Here is a 16,590-nt window from a genome sequence, read left to right as displayed (position 1 = left end):
GAGCCCGCACGATGAACACCACCCCACCCCGCGCCTTCCCGCCCGCCGGTCTCCGCCGTCCGGGCCGCTGGGCCGTGCTCCCCGCCGCCGTCCTCGCCGGAGCGGTCCTCGGCGGCGGATACGGAGCGCTCAAGACCCCGCAGTACGCGGCGGTCAGCTACGTCATCGTCGTACCGGCCGAGAAGTCCGACCCGGCGGCGGCGCTCGGCTTCGCCCAGGCCTACGGGCGGGTCGCCACCGACATCGCGGTGACCGGCGACGCCCAGGTGTGGGCGGGCGTCACCGCCGACACGCTGCGCAAGAGCGTGCAGGCCGCGACCTCCCCGGACGCGCCGATGATCTCGATCACCGCCCGGGCCGAGAAGCCCGCGAAGGCCGTGTCCATGGCCGACGGGGTGGCCCGCGCGCTCGTCCTCAACAGCACGCACGTCGCGGGCAGCACGGGCGTCAAGGTCGTCCAGTTCTCGCGCGCGACCAAGCCGGTCGCCCCGGTCTCCCCGTCCGCGCCGCTCTCCGCGCTCGTGGGCGGCTGTGCGGGCGGGCTCCTCGGCGGCCTGGTCCTCCTCGTCCGCCCGAAGCGCTCCTCCTCGCGCGGCGAGGCCCGCCACTCCCGCCAGCCCGCCACGGCCTCGCCCGTCACCTCGCCCGCCGCGGTGCCCGCCCCCGCGGTCGCCGCGCACCAGCCGGAACCGGAGGCGGTGTGACCCCGAGAGCCCTGCGGACCGAGATCTGCCGTGACGAGGAACGGTTCGGGCGGCTGGCGGCCGAGTGGACGGCGCTGTACGGGCGCTGCTCCTCCGCCACCCCCTTCCAGTCCCACTCCTGGCTGCACTCCTGGTGGCTCTCGTACGGGCGGCCCGGTGCGCTGCGGGTGGTGCTCGTACGACGGGAGAGCGGCGAACTCGTCGCCGCCGCGCCCCTGATGCGGGCCCGCGGGCCGCTGCCCGTCCTCACCCAGCTCGGCGGCGACATCACCGACTTCACGGACGTGCTGCTCGACGACGACTGCCCCGAGGCCGCGCCCACCCTGGCCCGGGCACTCGCCCGGGCGGCCCGGGCCGCGGTGATCGACCTGCGGGAGGTACGGCCCGGGGCGGCCACCGAGCGGGTCTTCGCCCGCTGGCACGGGCCGCGCCGCAGGCTGCCCGACTCGCTGTGCCTTGAGCTGCCCGCCGTCCCTATGGAGGGGCTGCTCGAACGGATCCCCTCCGGGAAGGCCCAGCGGGTCCGCGCCAAGCTCCGCAAGCTCGACGCCCTCGGCATCGACTCGCACGTCGTCACCGGCGACGAGGTCCCGGCCGCCCTCGACCGGCTCCTGAAGCTCCATCAGCTCCAGTGGGCGGGGCGGGGCGTGACCGCCGAGCACACCAGCCGGCGCTTCGCCCAGCACCTCGCGCGGGCGGTCCGCCCCATGGTGGAGCGCGGCGACGCGATGGTCACCGAGTTCCGGCTCGCCGGGGACGTGGTCGCCGCCGACCTGACCCTGATGTCGCCCCGGCTCGCCGGCGGCTATCTGTACGGCGCCGACCCGGCGCTGCGGGCCCGCAAGGTCGACGTGGCGACGATGCTGCTCCGCCACGGGGCCCGCGAGACCAGCACCGGCGGCCGGGCCACGCTGAGCATGCTGCGCGGCACCGAGCCGTACAAGCAGCACTGGCGCCCCGAGGCCGTCCGCAACCAGCGACTGATGCTCGCCGGGCGCCGTACGGCCCCGCTCCTGTGGCTGCGCGCGGGCGCCGCGAACGGCCGCCGCTGGGCCGCCCGCCAGGCCCGGGAGCGGGCCTGGGTGGGCCGAGCCCTCGCCCGACTCCCCGGCCGGACGCCGCACGGCGGCGGATGATCTCCGCCGCCGTGCGGATCCGGCCCGGTCCAGGGCCGGATCCGGCTCCGGTCAGAAGGGCCAGACGCCCTTCAGCGCGTCCTTCCAGTCGAGGTCGACCTCGTCCTTCCAGGAGTCCTTCGGGACACAGACGGGCCCACCGATCCAACTCTCGACCCACGAACCGAGGTTCACGGTCCAGCAGTCGGGCTTGGGTTCCGGCTTCGGCTCGGGCTCGGGCTTGGGTTCCGGCTTGGGCTCGGGCTTGGGTTCCGGCTTGGGTTCCGGCTTGGGCTCGGGCTTGGGTTCCGGCTTGGGCTCGGGCTTCGGCTCCGGCTTGGGCTCGGGCTTGGGCTCGGGCTTCGGCTCCGGCTTGGGCTCGGGCTTCGGCTCCGGCTTCGGCTCGGGCTTGGGTTCCGGCTTCGGCTCGGGCTTGGGCTCAGGCTTCGGCTCGGGCTTCGGCTCAGGCTTCGGCACCGGAACCGTCGGGTCTGTCGGATCCACAGGGTCAACCGGATCCACAGGGTCAACGGGATCCACGGGGTCGACCGGGTCAACCGGGTCAACCGGATCCACAGGGTCCACAGGGTCCACAGGGTCCACAGGGTCCACCGGATCGACCGGGTCCACCGGGTCCACCGGATCCACAGGGTCCACCGGATCCACAGGGTCCACCGGATCCACCGGAATCTCCGGGATTTCAGGGATCTCCGGTTCCGTCCCGAACAGCATCTGACGGAACACCAGCGACGACTTCGGATTGTCGTCGCACTGCCAAACACCGTGCGGACAGTAATCCGTGATGGTGTGGTATAGCGGCTTGTGCAGCTTCATCCATTCGAGCATGCGCCGCATGTACACGGGGTTGTCGCCGTTGCGGAAGAGCCCCCATTCGGGATAGGAGATCTGCTTTCCGTGCTCGGCGGCGAAATCGACCTGCTTCTGCAGCCCGTACGGCTCGCTCACGTGTTCGTCGAAAGACATTCCCGGCGGCTGGTCGTACGAGTCCATGCCGATGATGTCGACGACGTCGTCGCCCGGGTAGCACTCGGTCCACGGAACGGCGTCCCGGCCCCGGCTCGGGTTGAAGTCGAAGCGGAACTTCTGCCCCGGCACGGCTCGCATCGCGGTGACGATGCGGGTCCAGTACTTCTTCCAGGCCGTGGGGTCCGGCGCGCACCGGTGGGTGTACGTCGTGCCGTTCATCTCCCAGCCGAGGACGATGACGGTGTCGGTGGCCCGGAGCTCGACGAGCCGCTGGGCGAGGGTCGTGAAGTGGTGGTCGTAGTACCCGGCGGCGCCGAGCTGGAGCTGGCGGCGGACCTCGTAGTCGGAGACGCCGGCCTCGTTCCGTTCCAGCATGGGGACGTTGAGGACGAAGAGCCGGTCGTCCTTCTCGTTGCGCCAGTCCGCCCAGGCGTCGAGGAAGCCGGGCGGGCCCTCGATGTTCTTCCAGAGGTCGCCCGGCAGGTAGGTGTGACCGACCCGGAGCTCGCGACCGCCGAGCCACCGTTCGAGCTGCCCGATGCGGGCGACCCCGAGTGCGCCCGAGTCGAGGAAGGCTCCCATGGCGCTGGAGAGAGTCGGTCCGGGGTCCTTCGTCGTTACGGAGTCGGTGGCGTGGGCGGGGGACGACAGGACGACCGAGCCCGAGGCGAGGAGACCGGCGGTGAACACCCCCAGCCACGCTCTCGATGTTCTCCGCTGTGCAGCTGCCATGGCCGCTCCTTCACGTCGCTCGCTTTTTGATGATCCGTCAATCCGATACTCCGAAAGTATTCCTAATGAGCCGACCGTGAACTCGGCTTCCCTCTGATCAGTAGTCCATTAGAGGATTTGATCGCCCAGTTGGGGCACCCGAGATGAAGGGCATGCCGTGCCGCGCCGTCAGAGTTTCGACACCCGCGTACCCACCGTTCTTGTGCGGCTCGACCGGAACCCCTTCCATCACGGCACTCTCGGCGCCGCCCGATCGCTGGGACGGGCGGGAATTCCGGTGCATGCCGTCATCGAATCGAGCACCAGTCCGGTCGCCCGGTCCCGGTATCTCCGCTCGGCCCGCACGGGCCCCGCCACGACGTCCTCCGCCGCCCTCACGGAGCTGCTGGTCCGCATCGCCGAGGAGATCGGCCACGCCGGCCACGCCATCGAGGACCCGGCATCCGACGGGGCCTCACATCCCGTGCTCGTCCTCCCCCTGGACGACATCAGCGCCCTCGCCCTGGCCCGCCGCCGCGCCGAGCTCGCCCCGCGCTTCCTGCTGCCCGAGCAGACCGAGGACCAGCTCCTGCGGGTCGCGGACAAGGCCGCGCTCGCCAGGACCTGCGCGGCGCTCGGACTGCCCCACCCGCGGACCGAACTCCCCACCGGCGCCGACGAGGCCGCCGCCATGGCCTGGTCGCTCGGCCTCCCGGTGGTCGCCAAATGGAGCAGGCCCTGGCTGCTGCCGGCCGGCCGCGGGCTGCGCAGCACCTCGATCGTGGGGTCCCTCGCCGAGGTGCGGGAGTTGTACGACCGCACGCCCGAGGCCGGCAGCCGGCTGCTGCTCCAGGAACTCCTTCCGGCGGGCCGGGACCTGGACTGGTTCTTCCACGGGTACGTGGACTCCGCAGGCCGCTGCGCGACGGGGGCCACCGGCCGCAAGGAGCGCTCCTGGCCCGACGGGGCCGGGCTCACCGCCGTGGGCCGCTGGGCGGCGAACCCGGCCGTGGACCGGGCGGCCCGCGAGCTGCTCGACGCGCTGGGCTACCGGGGCGTGTGCGACCTGGACTTCCGGCTCGACCGGTCCACGGGCGCGTACCACCTGCTCGACTTCAACCCCCGGCCCGGCGCGCAGTTCCGTCTCTTCGCCGACTCCGAGGGGCTGGACGTCGTGCGGGCGGCGCACCTGGACCTGACGGGCCGTCCGGTGCCGCCGCACTCCCCCGCGTACGGCCGCCGGTTCGTCGTCGAGAACTACGCGGCGCTCTCGCTCGTCGCCTCCCCGCGCCCCCGGTGCGCGGCCGAGCCAGGCGCCGCCCGGCCGGGGCGGACCGAGTTCGCCTGGTACGCGGCCGACGACCCGGTGCCCGCGCTCGCGATGGGCCTCGCCTGGCTCTCGCACCTCCTGCGCAAGGCCGTCGGCGCGGTGTCCCGGCGGCTCCGGAGCGGCCGGGCCCGGCATCGGGCCACCCTCCCCGGGCCGGCCCGCACCACCCCCGACCAGCTCACCCAACGATGAGAACGATGAAGGCGGAAGGCACGATGTCAAAGTCGATGCACGACCTGGTGGTCGTCGGGGCCGGGCCGTACGGTCTGTCCGTGGCCGCGCACGCGGCGGCCCACGGGCTGGACCTGCGGACCTTCGGCCGCTCGATGGAGTCCTGGCACGCCATGCCCGCGGGCATGTTCCTGAAGTCGGAGCCCTGGGCCTCGCACCTGTCCGACCCGGAGGGGGCGTACGGCCTCGACGCGTACGCCGTGACGCGGGGCGTCCGCGCCGAGCACGGCGTGCCGCTCCCGGTCGACTTCTTCGCCGCGTACGGCGACTGGTTCGCCCGCCAGGCCGTGCCCGCGCTCGACGAGCGCCTGATCGCCTCGATCGCGCCCGCGGCCGGGGGCTTCGAGCTGCGCACGGAGGACGGCGAGCCGCTCCGGGCGCGGACGGTGGCCCTCGCCGTCGGGGTTCTGCCCTTCATGGAGATCCCCGGTCCGCTGCGGGGGCTCCCCCGGCGGTACGTCACGCACTCCAGCCACCACGGCGGGCTCGACCGCTTCGCCGGGCAGGACGTGACCGTCGTCGGCGCCGGTCAGGCCGCCCTGGAGACGGCCGCGCTCCTCACCGAGCAGGGCGCCGCCGCCGTCCGGATCGTCGCCCGCGCGGACCGGCTGAACTGGAACACCCTGCCGCCGGCCCTCGACCGCGGCCTGTGGCCCTCGGTGCGCGCCCCGCACACGGGCCTCGGCTGCGGCTGGCACAACAAGCTCTACGCGGACAGCCCGGGGTTCTTCCGGCGGCTGCCGGCCGCCACCCGCGAGCGGATCTTCGACTCGGCGCTCGGTCCGGCGGGCGCGTGGTGGCTGCGCGAGCGGTTCGCTGCGGTCGGGGACGTACGGCTCGGGCAGCGAGTCACCTCGGCGGCCGTGACCGGGGACGAGCGGCTCCGGCTCGACGTCAGCGGGCCGGGGGGCACGACGGTCCTGGAGACGGACCACGTCGTCGCGGCGACCGGCTTCACCCCGAGTCTGGAGCGGGCGGGGATGCTCGACCCGGCGCTGCGCGGGGCGCTGCGGACGGTCGGCGCGGTCGGCGCCCCGGAGGTCGGCGGCCTCTTCGAGTCCTCCTGGCCGGGGCTCTTCCTCGCGGGGCTGCTCACGGCCCCGTCGTACGGGCCGTCGATGCGGTTCGTCTTCGGCGCCGAGTACACGGCGGGCCGGCTGGTGAAGGGGGTCCGGCAGCGGCTGCGGTCGGGCGCCCGGCGCGGCACGGTGGCCCGTCCCCGTACGGGCGGTGAGGCTCCCGTACGGGCATAGGCGAGGGCCGCCCCCGGGGAGCGGGTGCTCTCCGGGGCCGGCCCGTGTGTCCGAGTGCCGCTGAGGACTCAGAAGTTGCCGCAGAAGTTGCCGACGGCCGGGTTCAGCACGCCGATGACGTTCACGCTGTTGCCGCAGACGTTGATCGGGATGTGGATCGGGGCCTGGACGACGTTGCCGGACAGGACGCCCGGCGAACCGATGGCCACGCCGTGCGCGTCCGCGTCCGCGAAGGCGGGCGACGCCACACCCATGGCCATGACGATTCCGGCGATGACGGCCGCGGCCTTCTTACAGTTCATTGCGTCTGCATCCTTTCCTCGGCGGAATAGATTTCCGCTGCACACCACACAACGAACACGCCTCACAAAGGAAACCTAAACAACGGCGACGTCGCCTCTTTCACTCCATTGCGCGCACAAATCAGGGCCGGAGGGAACGTGGACGTTCCCTCCGGCCCTGTCGTGCGCGGTGCGGATCAGCCGTTGTAGGCGCCGTTACCGGAGAGGACCGGGATGTCCTCGACGATGTGCGAAAGCGGCTCGTCACCCTTGGCCTGGGTGGAGTTCTCCGCGCACTGCTGGTTCTGCGGGGAGGACAGGACGTTGACGTCCTGGACGGCGACCGGGACGAGGACGCCGACGACCGAGCCGACGTTGCCCTTGACCGGGACACCGAGGCAGAGCTTGTTCAGCGAGCCCTGGATGGCCGAGAACTGCGGGCTCATGTCACCGGCGGTCTTGGAGTTGCCGAAGGACTGGTGGGCGCCGTTGCCGCTGAGCGACGTGGTGCCGCCGTCGTTGGCGATGGCGAGCGCCGGGGAGGCCGCCGCAGCGGAAGCGCCGACAACAGAGGCCGTCACAGCCGCAGCCGCCATAATCTTCTTGATCACGGTGATTCCGTTCCTGTTCCCACCAATCGACCTGATTGATGCGACGGGATCAACTCCGGCGAGTGGCAATGGTTCCGGCGCTTCACTCGTTCGACTGGGACATCGTTTCGCGCTGCCGAGTGCGCTCCGCCAAGGGGGTGACACAGCGGAACCCGGGCGTCCGGAGGGCAGTTGATCAGGGCGCTCCCTGCACGGAGCCGGTTCTAGAAGGGAACTCCCGTGATCAAGAAGGTTATGGCCACCGCGGCCGCAGCCGCTTCCATCGTCGGCGCCACCGCCGCGATGGCGACCCCGGCGCTCGCCATCGCCAACGACGGCGGCACCACCTCGCTCAGCGGCAACGGTGCCCACCAGGAGTACGGCAACTCCGCCACCTACGGCAACATGAGCCCGCAGTTCGCGCTCGTCCAGGGCTCCCTGAACAAGCCGTGCATCGGACTGCCGGCCAAGGTCAACGCCGGTTCGCTCATCGGCGCCATCCCGATCGCGGTCCAGGACATCAACGTCCTGTCCTCCCCGCAGAACCAGCAGTGCACCGAGAACTCCACCCAGGCCAAGGGTGACGAGGCCCTGTCGCACATCCTGGACGACATCCCGATCCTGTCGGGCAACGGCGTCGGCAACAACTGACGTACCGCTCACGCGTGAAGGGGCCGCCCTCCCGGGGCGGCCCCTTTCCGTGTTCTTCTACGGGCGCGGCCAGACGGGCGTGGCCATCAGTCGTTCCCACTCCCGGTCCGGCATTCCCGGCACCGTGCGCCCCGCCTGCACCCACTGCGTCACCAGTGAGGAATAGACCGGGAACGGCGTGCGATCGGCGTTCGGCTGGTCACTCACATATCGGCTCTTCGGAATGAAGGCCATCCGTTCCCATTTCCCGGGACCCGGCGCCATCTTCGCTCCCTCCGCTGCGATTCACGCATCATTGGACAGCATTACACAGGCGCCGCAGGAGAGTGATTCGCTCTCTCCATGTCGCGTCGCGTACCTCTGTACGAGCGGGGTCGAATTAGCGTGCGGGCATGAATTTCCCGCGCCCGAAGCGGCCACGGCGGCTGCTGTTCGTCCCCGCGGCCCTCGCCGCGCTCACCGCACTCGTTCCCGGCGCGCTCGCCGCCGTCCCGACCGAACTCCCCGAACCTGAACAGGGGCTGAACCTCCTGGTGGTCGGCCTCGACACCCGCAAGGGCGTCACCGCGGAGGAGAAGGAGCGCTTCCGGCTGGGCGGCCAGGGGTGCGACTGCACGGACGTGATGATGCTCGTGCACGTCTCCGCGGCCAACGACCGGGTCGACGTCGTGAGTCTGCCCCGCGACTCGCTCACCTCCTTCCCCGCCGACCACCGCGACCGACGGACCGGCAAGGTGCACGCCGCCCACCCCGCGAAGATCAACAGCGCCTGGGCGGAGGGCGGTTCCTCCTTCGCCGTGGAGACCGTCGAGTCGATGACCGGGCTCGACGTCCACCGGTACCTGGAGATCGACTTCCGACGCTTCATGGACACCGTGGACCGCGTCGACGGCGGGGTGCCCATCTGTACGGCCGAGCCCCTCAAGGACCCGTCCACCGGCATCGACCTCCAGCCCGGGACCAAGCGCGTCGCCGGCGGCGAGGCGCTCCAGTACGTCCGCTCGCGGAAGGCGGACGGACAGATGGACTTCGGCCGGATCCGCAAGCAGCAGCAGTTCGTCGTCAACACCCTGGAGCGGCTGCGCGAGGGCGTCCTCGACGACCCGGAGCAGCTGCACGACTTCGCCGCCGCGCTGCGCGGGACGGCGGAGGCCGAGCGGGGGATCTCGACGGGAGAGCTGCTGACGCTCGCCGCCCGGCTGCGGGACCTGCCCCCGGACCGCATGGAGTTCGCGACCGTGCCCGTCCGGGGCTTCAACGCGAACATCGAGGGCGTCGGGTCCACGCTCGCCTGGGACGAGGAGGGGGCGGCGGAGGTCTTCGGGCGGATGCGCGAGGACCGGCCGCTGCCGGTCGCCGGGGACGTCGCTCCGAGCACGATCCCGGTGGGCACGTACGCGCCCGCCGCGGGGGCCTCGCTCATCTGCCCGTAGGCCGTCCGGTGGACTTACCGGAACCTCCGGGCCTCTGACCAGTTGATCAGCACGGCTCGGCACTCAGCGCGAGCCAGTATCCGAAAGGCCTTACCTCATGAAGAAGCTGTTGGCTACGGCTGCTGTGGCCGCGTCGGTTCTCGGCGCGACGGCGGCGGGTGCCGGGCAGGCGCTCGCCATCGCCGACGACGGTGGCACGACCTCGCTGAGCGGCAACGGTGCCCACCAGGAGTTCGGCAACTCCGCCACGTACGGCAACATGAGCCCGCAGTTCGCGCTCGTCCAGGGCTCCCTGAACAAGCCGTGCGTCGGTCTCCCGGCCAAGGTCAACGCCGGTTCGCTCATCGGCCTCATCCCGATCGCGGTCCAGGACATCAACGTCCTGTCCTCCCCGCAGAACCAGCAGTGCACCGAGAACTCCACCCAGGCCAAGGGTGACGAGCCGCTGTCGCACATCCTCAGCGACATCCCCGTGCTGTCCGGCAACGGCGCCGGCAACAGCTGAGCGACGCCGCTCGGCACGGCGGCCCCGCCGCCCCTCCTCGGAGGGGTGGCGGGGCCGTCCCCTTTACCGCGCCGGGTTCACAGCTTCCCGGCGAGCTCGGCCGGGTCGGTGACCGGGGCGTCGCACACGAAGTGACGGCAGACGTACGCGGCGGCCCCGCCGCCCACCAGCGGGCGGTCCTTCAGGAGCGGGAACTCCTCGCTGCCGGGGGCGCCGGTCGCGAGCACCGCGCCGGGGGCGGTGGCCAGGAGCGCGGTACGGCGCAGCTCCTGGAAGGCCTCGTCGGCGGGGGCGCCCACGACGGCGATCTCGCGGGGCCCGTCGAGGAGGGCCTCGGCGACCGCAAGGCCCCAGCCGATGAAGCGGGGCGCGCGAGGGCCGAGGGCCTTCACGACGCCGAGGGCTCCTTCGGCGGCGGTGCGGTGGGCCTCCGAGCCGGTGTGGGCGGCGTACGAGAGGAGCGCTCCGGCGGCGGCGGTCCAGCCCGAGGGGGCGGCGTTGTCCGTGGGGTCCTGCGGGCGGCGGATGAGGGCCTCGGCGTCGTGGGCGGTGTCGTACAGCGCGCCGCCCTCGCCGGTGAAGCGGTCGAGGACGATGTCCAGGAGGAAGCCGGCGAACTCGAGCCAGGCGCCTTCGCCGGTGACGGCGGCGAGGGCGAGGAAGCCCTCGGCGACGTCGGCGTAGTCCTCCAGGACCCCCGCGTTGGTGCCCGCCCGGCCGTCCTTGGACGTACGGGTGAGGCGGGCGGTCTCGTCCATGTGGACCCGGACGAGCAGGTCGGCGGCCTCGGTGGCGCGCTCGACGAGGTCGGGGCGGCCGAGGAGGGCGCCGGTCTCGGCGAGGGCGGCGATCGCGAGGCCGTTCCAGGCGGCGACGACCTTGTCGTCGCGGCCGGGGCGCTCGCGCTCCTCGCGGGCGGCGAGGAGCCGGGCGGCGATCGAGGCGATCCGGTCGGCGTCGGCGACGGCTGTTTCGACGGACCGCGGGAGCTGGAGGACGGAGCTGCCGTGCTCGAAGGTGCCGTCCTCGGTGACGCCGTAGTGGGCGGCGGCGAGGGCGGCGTCCTCCTCGCCGAGGACGGCGGTGAGCTGCTCGGGGGTCCAGGCGTAGTAGGCGCCCTCGACGTGCTTGCCGGTGCCGTCGTCGGAGTCGGCGTCGAGGGCGGAGGCGAAGCCGCCCTCGGGGGTGCGGAGCTCGCGGACCATGAAGTCGGCGGTCTCCAGGGCGACCCGGCGGGCCAGGTCGCTGCCGGTGGCCCGCCAGAGGTGCGCGTACACCCTGCACAAAAGGGCGTTATCATAGAGCATTTTCTCAAAATGGGGCACAACCCACTCCCGGTCGACGGCGTAGCGGGCGAAGCCGCCGCCGAGCTGGTCGTAGATCCCGCCGCGGGCCATGGCCTCGCAGGTGTCGGCGGCCATCTGGAGCGCGCCCTCGGAGCCCGTACGGGCGTGGTGGCGGAGCAGGAACTCCAGGGCCATCGACGGCGGGAACTTGGGGGCGCCGCCGAAGCCGCCGCGGGTGGCGTCGTACTCGCGAACGAGGCCGAGGAGGGCCTGCGCGAGCTCCTCCTGGCCGGGGACGCCGTCGCCGCCGTAGGCGAGGGAGCGGCCCGCGAGGTCCTTGACGATCCGGCCGGCGACCTCGCCGACCTCGTCGCGCCGGTCGGCCCAGGCGTCGCGGACGCCTTCCAGGACGTCGGCGAAGGAGGGCATGCCGTGGCGGGGCTCCGGCGGGAAGTACGTGCCGAAGTAGAAGGGGGCGGCGTCCGGGGTGAGGAAGACGGTCATCGGCCAGCCGCCCTGGCCGGTGGCGGCCTGGACGGCCTCCATGTAGACCGCGTCGACGTCGGGTCGCTCCTCGCGGTCCACCTTGACGGCGACGAAGTGCTCGTTGACCAGGGCCGCGGTGGCGTCGTCCTCGAAGGACTCGTGCGCCATCACGTGGCACCAGTGGCAGGAGCTGTAGCCGACGCTGAGCAGCACCGGGACGTCGCGGCGCCTGGCCTCCTCGAAGGCCTCGGCCGACCAGGGCCACCAGTCGACCGGGTTGTCGGCGTGCTGAAGGAGGTAAGGGGAGGTCTCATGGGCCAGTCGGTTCGCCATGGGGCCCATCCTGCCCTGCCGTCCCGGGGTCGTGCGGGATGCCTCCCCCGTACGACCGGGGAGGACACCCCTAGGCGCGGCCGAGGCGGGTGAGGAGGCGGCGGAGGGGCCGGCCCGTGCGGCGCAGGCCGGCGCGGAGGCACCAGGCGGTGAGGGCGAGGGCGGTCAGGGTGGCGGTGGGGGTGGAGGGCATCTCGTTCATGACGAGGACGCCGGCCAGGACGACGACGAGTCCGTCGAACTGCCAGACGAAGACGCGGAGGGCGGAGAGGTCGCCCAGGGGCGTGATGACGGGGAGCAGGAGCTCGATGGGGAGGTTCGTCTTCATCTCGCGCAGGAACCTGGCGCCGAGCGCGAGCACCACCGACGCCGTGACGAGCAGTGCCGGGCCGCCGGCCTGGAGAGGCGACCGGGTCAGGATCACGGTGCCGCTCGCCAGACCTACCGTGACCGTCACGACCGCGACGGGCCAGGCCAGGGTGCGGGCGAGGGTTCCGCCCCACCGTTCGCCGAGCAGCGGGGTCAGGGTCAGTTCGTCGCGCAGGCCGCGCCAGGTCTCGCCGACCCAGCCGGATCCCCAGTACACGCCCGCCGCGCCGGCCGCCCAGGACAGTGTCGATAAGCGGGCGTCCGGGGTCGTGACGCCGAGCGTCAGGACGGCGCCGCCGGTCAGGAGGAACACCGCGGCCGCGATGGCGCGGCCCCTTGTGCGGAGCGCGCGGACCGCTCCCTGGGCGAGGTGGCCGCGCAGACGTCCGTCGGGGCGGGTCAGGGCCGAGGTGAGTCCGCGGGGTTCCGGGCGGTAGAGGTCGAGCGCGTGGTGGAGCGTGCCGGTCCAGGCGAAGGTCTGGGCCTCGGCGGCGCGGGCCGATTCGCGGGCGAGCCGGGCGAGGTCGACCGTTGGGACGGATCGGAAGGCTGAACTGCCGAGTACCGCCGCCGCGACCGTGAGGACACCGGCGACGAGCCAGAGACCGGCCCCGCCCAGGAGGGCCGACCGGCCCAGCAGGGTCACGGTGACGGCCGTTGCGGCCACGGCGGTGGCCAGCAGGAGGTTGTCTCGCACCGTTCGGACCTGGCCCCACAGCCACGCCACGGGGGCTACGGCGCCGGTGGCGAGCGCGACGGCCGCGCTCTGCGGGACGAGTGCGCTTCCCGCGTGGTCGAACAGGTCGGTCGCGAGGAACGTCGCCGTGCACATGACGAGGAGCGTGCCGAGGCCCGCGTACGCGAGGCGGCGGCGGGCGATCGCGCCGAGGTAGGAAGCGGGGGGCAGGTCGGTGTTCATGAACACGTGCAGCAGGAACGGCTTGAGCACCAGTGGCCCCCAGAACCGGCCGGCGAGCTGGGCGCCCCAGACGGCCGCCGCCGCGACCAGGCACGCCACGGGGGTCGCCGCCGCGGAGGACTCCAGGGAGAGGAGCGGCCGGGTGGTCCTGACCAGGTAGACGACCGGAGCCACGTAGACGAGGCCGAGGATGGCGGTGAGGTAGACGGAGTACGCCCGGTCCTGCGGAGTGGCGCGGTCGCCGCGGTGGGCGTACCGGTGCCGTACGGCGTGGACGCGGGCCCTGGGGTCGGCCTCGGTCTCGGTGATGCTCCCGGTCGTCATCCCAGCTCCATGACACCGTCGCCGGCCTTCACCAGGGCGGGCTCATGGGTGGCGACCAGGAACGACGTGCCCTGTCGCGCGCGCTCGGCGAGGAGGGCGCCGACGAGGGCGACGCGGTCGGTGTCGAGGTGCCGCTCGGGCTCGTCGAGCAGGACGACGTCGGCGGGGCGGACCAGGGTCAGTGCGAGGTGGAAGAGCTGGAGCTGGCCGGAGGAGAGCTGGGAGGGGAAGCGGGTGCCCAGTGTGGTGAGCCCCAGGCGCCCGATGATCTCGTCGGCGCGTTCGGCGGTGGCCGCGGTGTTGCCGTACCAGGAGGCGGCGACCAGGGTCACCTGCTCGCGCAGGGTCATGTCCCGCGCGACGGGAACCGGTTCGACCAGCGAGGCCACGAGCCGCCGGTGCCGGGGCCTGGCCATGTCGACGGGCTCGCCGTGCACGAGGACGGTGCCGTCCGTCAGCCGCCGGCTCCCCAGGAAGGCCCGCAGGAGGGTCGTCTTCCCCGAGCCGTTGCTGCCGGTGAGACACCGGAACTCGCCCGGCATCACCGAGAAGGTCGTGGGTGCGAGGAGCGTGGTCCCGTCCAGGTCGACCGCGGCGCCCTCCGCGGCGAGCGCGGGCACGTCGCTCACCGCCCCGCCCTCTAACCGGTCAGTACGCATCTCCGTGCACCTCGTGTCTGGGGCAGGCGTACGGGCGCCCCCTGTCCCGTACCGCCACGGGTACGGGACAGGGGGCGTCGTCGCTACTTTCCGGTGGCGCCGGCCTCGGCCGCCGGGGTGTCCGCGGTGGCCGCCGGGTCCGGGGCCTCCTCGAAGGAGACCTTGCCCATGTGGCGGTTCATCGACTTCATCAGCTGCCAGACCGCGAGGGCCAGGACCGCGAAGACGACGAAGCCGAGGACGCCGGGGGTCACCTTGTTCTTGTCCAGCTCTTCGGCGGCGAAGGGGACAAGCTGGGTCAGTGCCAGGTGTGCGCTCATGTCAGGCATTGTCGCGGATGCCCGCGAAGAGATCTTCCTCGGGGAGGGAGGTCGGGACCAGCGCCTTGCTGAGCTCGTACTCCTCCGTCGGCCAGACCTCCTTCTGGATGTCCATCGGGACCCGGAACCAGCCACCGTCGGGGTCGATCTGGGTGCGGTGGGCGATCAGGGCCTTGTCGCGGGTCTCGAAGAACTCGGCGCAGGGCACGAACGTGGTCAGGGTCCGCTCCGCGCGCTGGAACTCCTTCCAGCGCTCCAGCCACTCCCCGTAGGGGGACTCCATGCCGCGGGCGATCAGCGCCTCGTGCAGGGCGACCGTGCGGGGACGGTTGAAGCCCTGGTTGTAGTAGAGCTTCAGGGGCTGCCAGACCGGGCCGAACTCGGCCTCCGGGTACTTCTCGGCGTCGGTCGCGCCGTCGAAGGCCACCATCGTGATCTTGTGGGTCATGATGTGGTCGGGGTGCGGGTAGCCGCCGTTCTCGTCGTAGGTCGTGATGACCTGCGGGCGGAACGAACGGATCTTGCGGACCAGCTCACCGGCCGCCGTGTCGACGTCCTCCAGGGCGAAGCAGCCCTCGGGGAGCGGGGGCAGCGGGTCGCCCTCGGGCAGGCCCGAGTCGACGAATCCCAGCCATTCCTGGGAGACGCCGAGGATCTCGCGGGCCTCGTCCATCTCCTTGCGGCGCACCTCGTGGATGTTCGCCTCGATGTAGGCGTCACCCTGGAGCTGGGGGTTGAGGACCGAGCCGCGCTCGCCGCCCGTGCACGTCACCACGATGACGTCCACCCCCTCGGACACGTACTTGGCCATCGTGGCCGCACCCTTGCTCGACTCGTCGTCGGGGTGGGCGTGCACGGCCATCAGTCGCAGTTGCTCGGTCAAGACTCGATCCTCAGTGATTCGACGCGGAGGGAGGCTTCTATAGTGACGGAATCGGGGGATCGAAAATTCCGCCACCCCCGGCTTCGAGAGGATCCACCATGAGCGCGGTGCGAGAGCAGCTGCCCGAAGGGCGCTACGGGCGCTCCGCGGACGAGCGGGCCGACCGCAAGCTCAAGGTCATCGGAGCGACGCTGGGTGTCCTCTTCCTCGGCCTGATGGGCTGGTTCGGCTGGTACTACGTCGTCGACAACAAGATCAGCGCCGAGATGATCAAGTTCGACGTGGTGAGCCCCACCGAGGTGCAGGTGCACCTGGAGATCCGCAAGGACGAGGGCGTCAAGGGCGTCTGCACGCTGCGCTCGCGGGCCGAGGACGGCACCGAGGTGGCTCGCAAGGATGTGCGGATCGACGACCCCGCCGGCCGCGTCGACAGCGTCTTCACGCTCCGCACGACCGCGCACGCGACGAGTGCCGAGCTCGTGGGGTGTACGGCCCGGTAGCCGTGGGTAGGGACCGGGTGACGAGTCCCGGCGGGTCACGTGCGTGACCTGGGGTGACGCCATCCTGATGGTTTATGTCCTCCCGCTTTTCGCCACTCATTGTTAGGCTCGTGGTTTCGCCCGCTCGGGAAGCGCATGCTGCCCGTGTAGGGCGATGCTTTGTATTCCCAGTACCTACGAGGAGCACCTGTGACCCAGACCAGCGACAACGTCACCTGGCTCACCCAGGAGGCGTACGACAAGCTCAAGGGAGAGCTTGAGTACCTGTCTGGTCCCGCGCGTACCGAAATCGCGACCAAGATCGCGGCGGCGCGCGAAGAGGGAGACCTGCGCGAGAACGGCGGGTACCACGCGGCCAAGGAGGAGCAGGGCAAGCAGGAGCTCCGGGTCCGTCAGCTCACCCAGCTCCTTGAGCACGCCAAGGTCGGCGAGGCCCCGGCGGACGACGGCATCGTCGAGCCGGGCATGGTCGTCACGATCGCCTTCGACGGCGACGAGGACGACACGATGACCTTCCTGCTCGCCTCCCGCGAGTACGCGAGCGACGACATCGAGACCTACTCGCCGCAGTCGCCGCTCGGCGTCGGCGTCAACGGCAAGAAGGCCGGTGACGACGCCGAGTACGAGCTGCCGAACGGCAAGAAGGCCACGGTGAAGATCCTCAGCGCCACGCCGTACGGCCGCTGAGCCACCGCCTCGCCCGCTCCGTGTGACGGGCTT

Annotated in this window: 16 protein-coding genes and 1 pseudogene; 9 read left to right on the top strand and 8 right to left on the bottom strand. The window is 71.9% G+C overall.

The annotated features are described in order from the left end of the window. Positions 1-11: 11 nt before the first annotated feature. Positions 12-704, top strand: coding sequence for a hypothetical protein (locus tag ASC82_RS07525; protein ID WP_056643523.1), 693 nt, complete (start codon positions 12-14; stop codon positions 702-704). Continuing rightward, entirely contained in the window at positions 701-1,840 is a 1,140-nt protein-coding gene (locus ASC82_RS07520; protein WP_056643521.1) for a GNAT family N-acetyltransferase, read from the top strand. The genes ASC82_RS07525 and ASC82_RS07520 overlap by 4 nt, the downstream gene beginning before the upstream one ends. Before the next feature lie 699 nt (positions 1,841-2,539). Here ASC82_RS07520 and ASC82_RS30990 read toward each other — a convergent pair. After that, positions 2,540-3,388 (bottom strand): annotated as a pseudogene (locus tag ASC82_RS30990) (glycosyl hydrolase); the annotation flags it as partial. A gap of 427 nt (positions 3,389-3,815) precedes the next feature. Here ASC82_RS30990 and ASC82_RS07510 point away from each other — a divergent pair. Both ASC82_RS07510 and ASC82_RS07505 read left to right on the top strand, forming a co-directional pair. After that, positions 3,816-5,039, top strand: coding sequence for an ATP-grasp domain-containing protein (locus ASC82_RS07510; protein ID WP_242427604.1), 1,224 nt, complete (start codon positions 3,816-3,818; stop codon positions 5,037-5,039). Between the two features lie 35 nt (positions 5,040-5,074). Next, positions 5,075-6,331, top strand: coding sequence for an FAD-dependent oxidoreductase (locus tag ASC82_RS07505; RefSeq protein WP_056644802.1), 1,257 nt, complete (start codon positions 5,075-5,077; stop codon positions 6,329-6,331). Between the two features lie 68 nt (positions 6,332-6,399). On the opposite strand, the gene ASC82_RS07500 is transcribed toward ASC82_RS07505, so the two are convergent. Together ASC82_RS07500 and ASC82_RS07495 are read right to left on the bottom strand one after the other, a co-directional pair. Beyond that, positions 6,400-6,633: a chaplin gene (locus tag ASC82_RS07500; RefSeq protein WP_056643515.1), complete on the bottom strand. Its 234-nt coding sequence runs from the start codon at positions 6,631-6,633 to the stop codon at positions 6,400-6,402. A 176-nt stretch (positions 6,634-6,809) separates the two neighbouring features. Next, entirely contained in the window at positions 6,810-7,223 is a 414-nt protein-coding gene (locus tag ASC82_RS07495) for a rodlin (RefSeq protein ID WP_056643513.1), read from the bottom strand. 219 nt (positions 7,224-7,442) lie between these two features. On the opposite strand from ASC82_RS07495, the gene ASC82_RS07490 reads away from it, so the two are divergent. The 3 genes from ASC82_RS07490 to ASC82_RS07480 all read left to right on the top strand — a co-directional run bounded on the left by ASC82_RS07490 (position 7,443) and on the right by ASC82_RS07480 (position 9,791). Next, the gene (locus ASC82_RS07490) at positions 7,443-7,853 is read left to right on the top strand and encodes a rodlin (protein ID WP_056643511.1); all 411 of its coding nucleotides are present in this window, start codon (positions 7,443-7,445) and stop codon (positions 7,851-7,853) included. 392 nt (positions 7,854-8,245) lie between these two features. After that, a complete protein-coding gene (locus ASC82_RS07485) occupies positions 8,246-9,286 on the top strand; it encodes an LCP family protein (protein WP_056643508.1) in 1,041 nt (346 codons plus the stop codon). Positions 9,287-9,383: 97 nt separating this feature from the next. Further along, a complete protein-coding gene (locus ASC82_RS07480) occupies positions 9,384-9,791 on the top strand; it encodes a rodlin (protein ID WP_056643507.1) in 408 nt (135 codons plus the stop codon). A gap of 77 nt (positions 9,792-9,868) precedes the next feature. On the opposite strand, the gene ASC82_RS07475 is transcribed toward ASC82_RS07480, so the two are convergent. From ASC82_RS07475 to mca, 5 genes are all read right to left on the bottom strand, one after another. Next, complete coding sequence (locus tag ASC82_RS07475; protein ID WP_056643506.1) at positions 9,869-11,896, bottom strand: thioredoxin domain-containing protein; 2,028 nt, start codon at positions 11,894-11,896, stop codon at positions 9,869-9,871. A 70-nt stretch (positions 11,897-11,966) separates the two neighbouring features. Then, the gene (locus tag ASC82_RS07470; RefSeq protein WP_056643505.1) at positions 11,967-13,508 is read right to left on the bottom strand and encodes a hypothetical protein; all 1,542 of its coding nucleotides are present in this window, start codon (positions 13,506-13,508) and stop codon (positions 11,967-11,969) included. Continuing rightward, positions 13,505-14,137 (bottom strand): ATP-binding cassette domain-containing protein, encoded by a 633-nt coding sequence (locus tag ASC82_RS07465; protein WP_056643503.1) that lies wholly within the window; start codon positions 14,135-14,137, stop codon positions 13,505-13,507. Before ASC82_RS07465 ends, ASC82_RS07470 begins: the two co-directional genes overlap by 4 nt. Before the next feature lie 113 nt (positions 14,138-14,250). Continuing rightward, positions 14,251-14,496 carry a hypothetical protein gene (locus ASC82_RS07460; RefSeq protein WP_198540449.1) on the bottom strand — a complete coding sequence of 82 codons (246 nt, stop codon included), beginning with the start codon at positions 14,494-14,496 and terminating at the stop codon, positions 14,251-14,253. Further along, on the bottom strand, positions 14,489-15,370 hold the full coding sequence (gene mca / locus ASC82_RS07455) for a mycothiol conjugate amidase Mca (protein ID WP_056643502.1): 882 nt from the start codon (positions 15,368-15,370) through the stop codon (positions 14,489-14,491). Before mca ends, ASC82_RS07460 begins: the two co-directional genes overlap by 8 nt. Before the next feature lie 98 nt (positions 15,371-15,468). Between mca and ASC82_RS07450 the strand changes: the two genes are divergently transcribed. Continuing rightward, positions 15,469-15,870, top strand: a complete 402-nt coding sequence (locus ASC82_RS07450; RefSeq protein WP_056643497.1) for a DUF4307 domain-containing protein — start codon at positions 15,469-15,471, stop codon at positions 15,868-15,870. Between the two features lie 189 nt (positions 15,871-16,059). Further along, positions 16,060-16,557, top strand: coding sequence for a transcription elongation factor GreA (greA, locus tag ASC82_RS07445; RefSeq protein WP_024757817.1), 498 nt, complete (start codon positions 16,060-16,062; stop codon positions 16,555-16,557). The last annotated feature ends 33 nt before the right edge of the window (positions 16,558-16,590 follow it).

The organism is Streptomyces sp. Root431 (genome assembly GCF_001426585.1).
GTDB classification, from domain to species: domain Bacteria; phylum Actinomycetota; class Actinomycetes; order Streptomycetales; family Streptomycetaceae; genus Streptomyces; species Streptomyces stackebrandtii.
The sequence above is the reverse complement of the archived record's forward strand: the minus strand, read 5'-3'. Positions and strand labels throughout refer to the sequence as shown.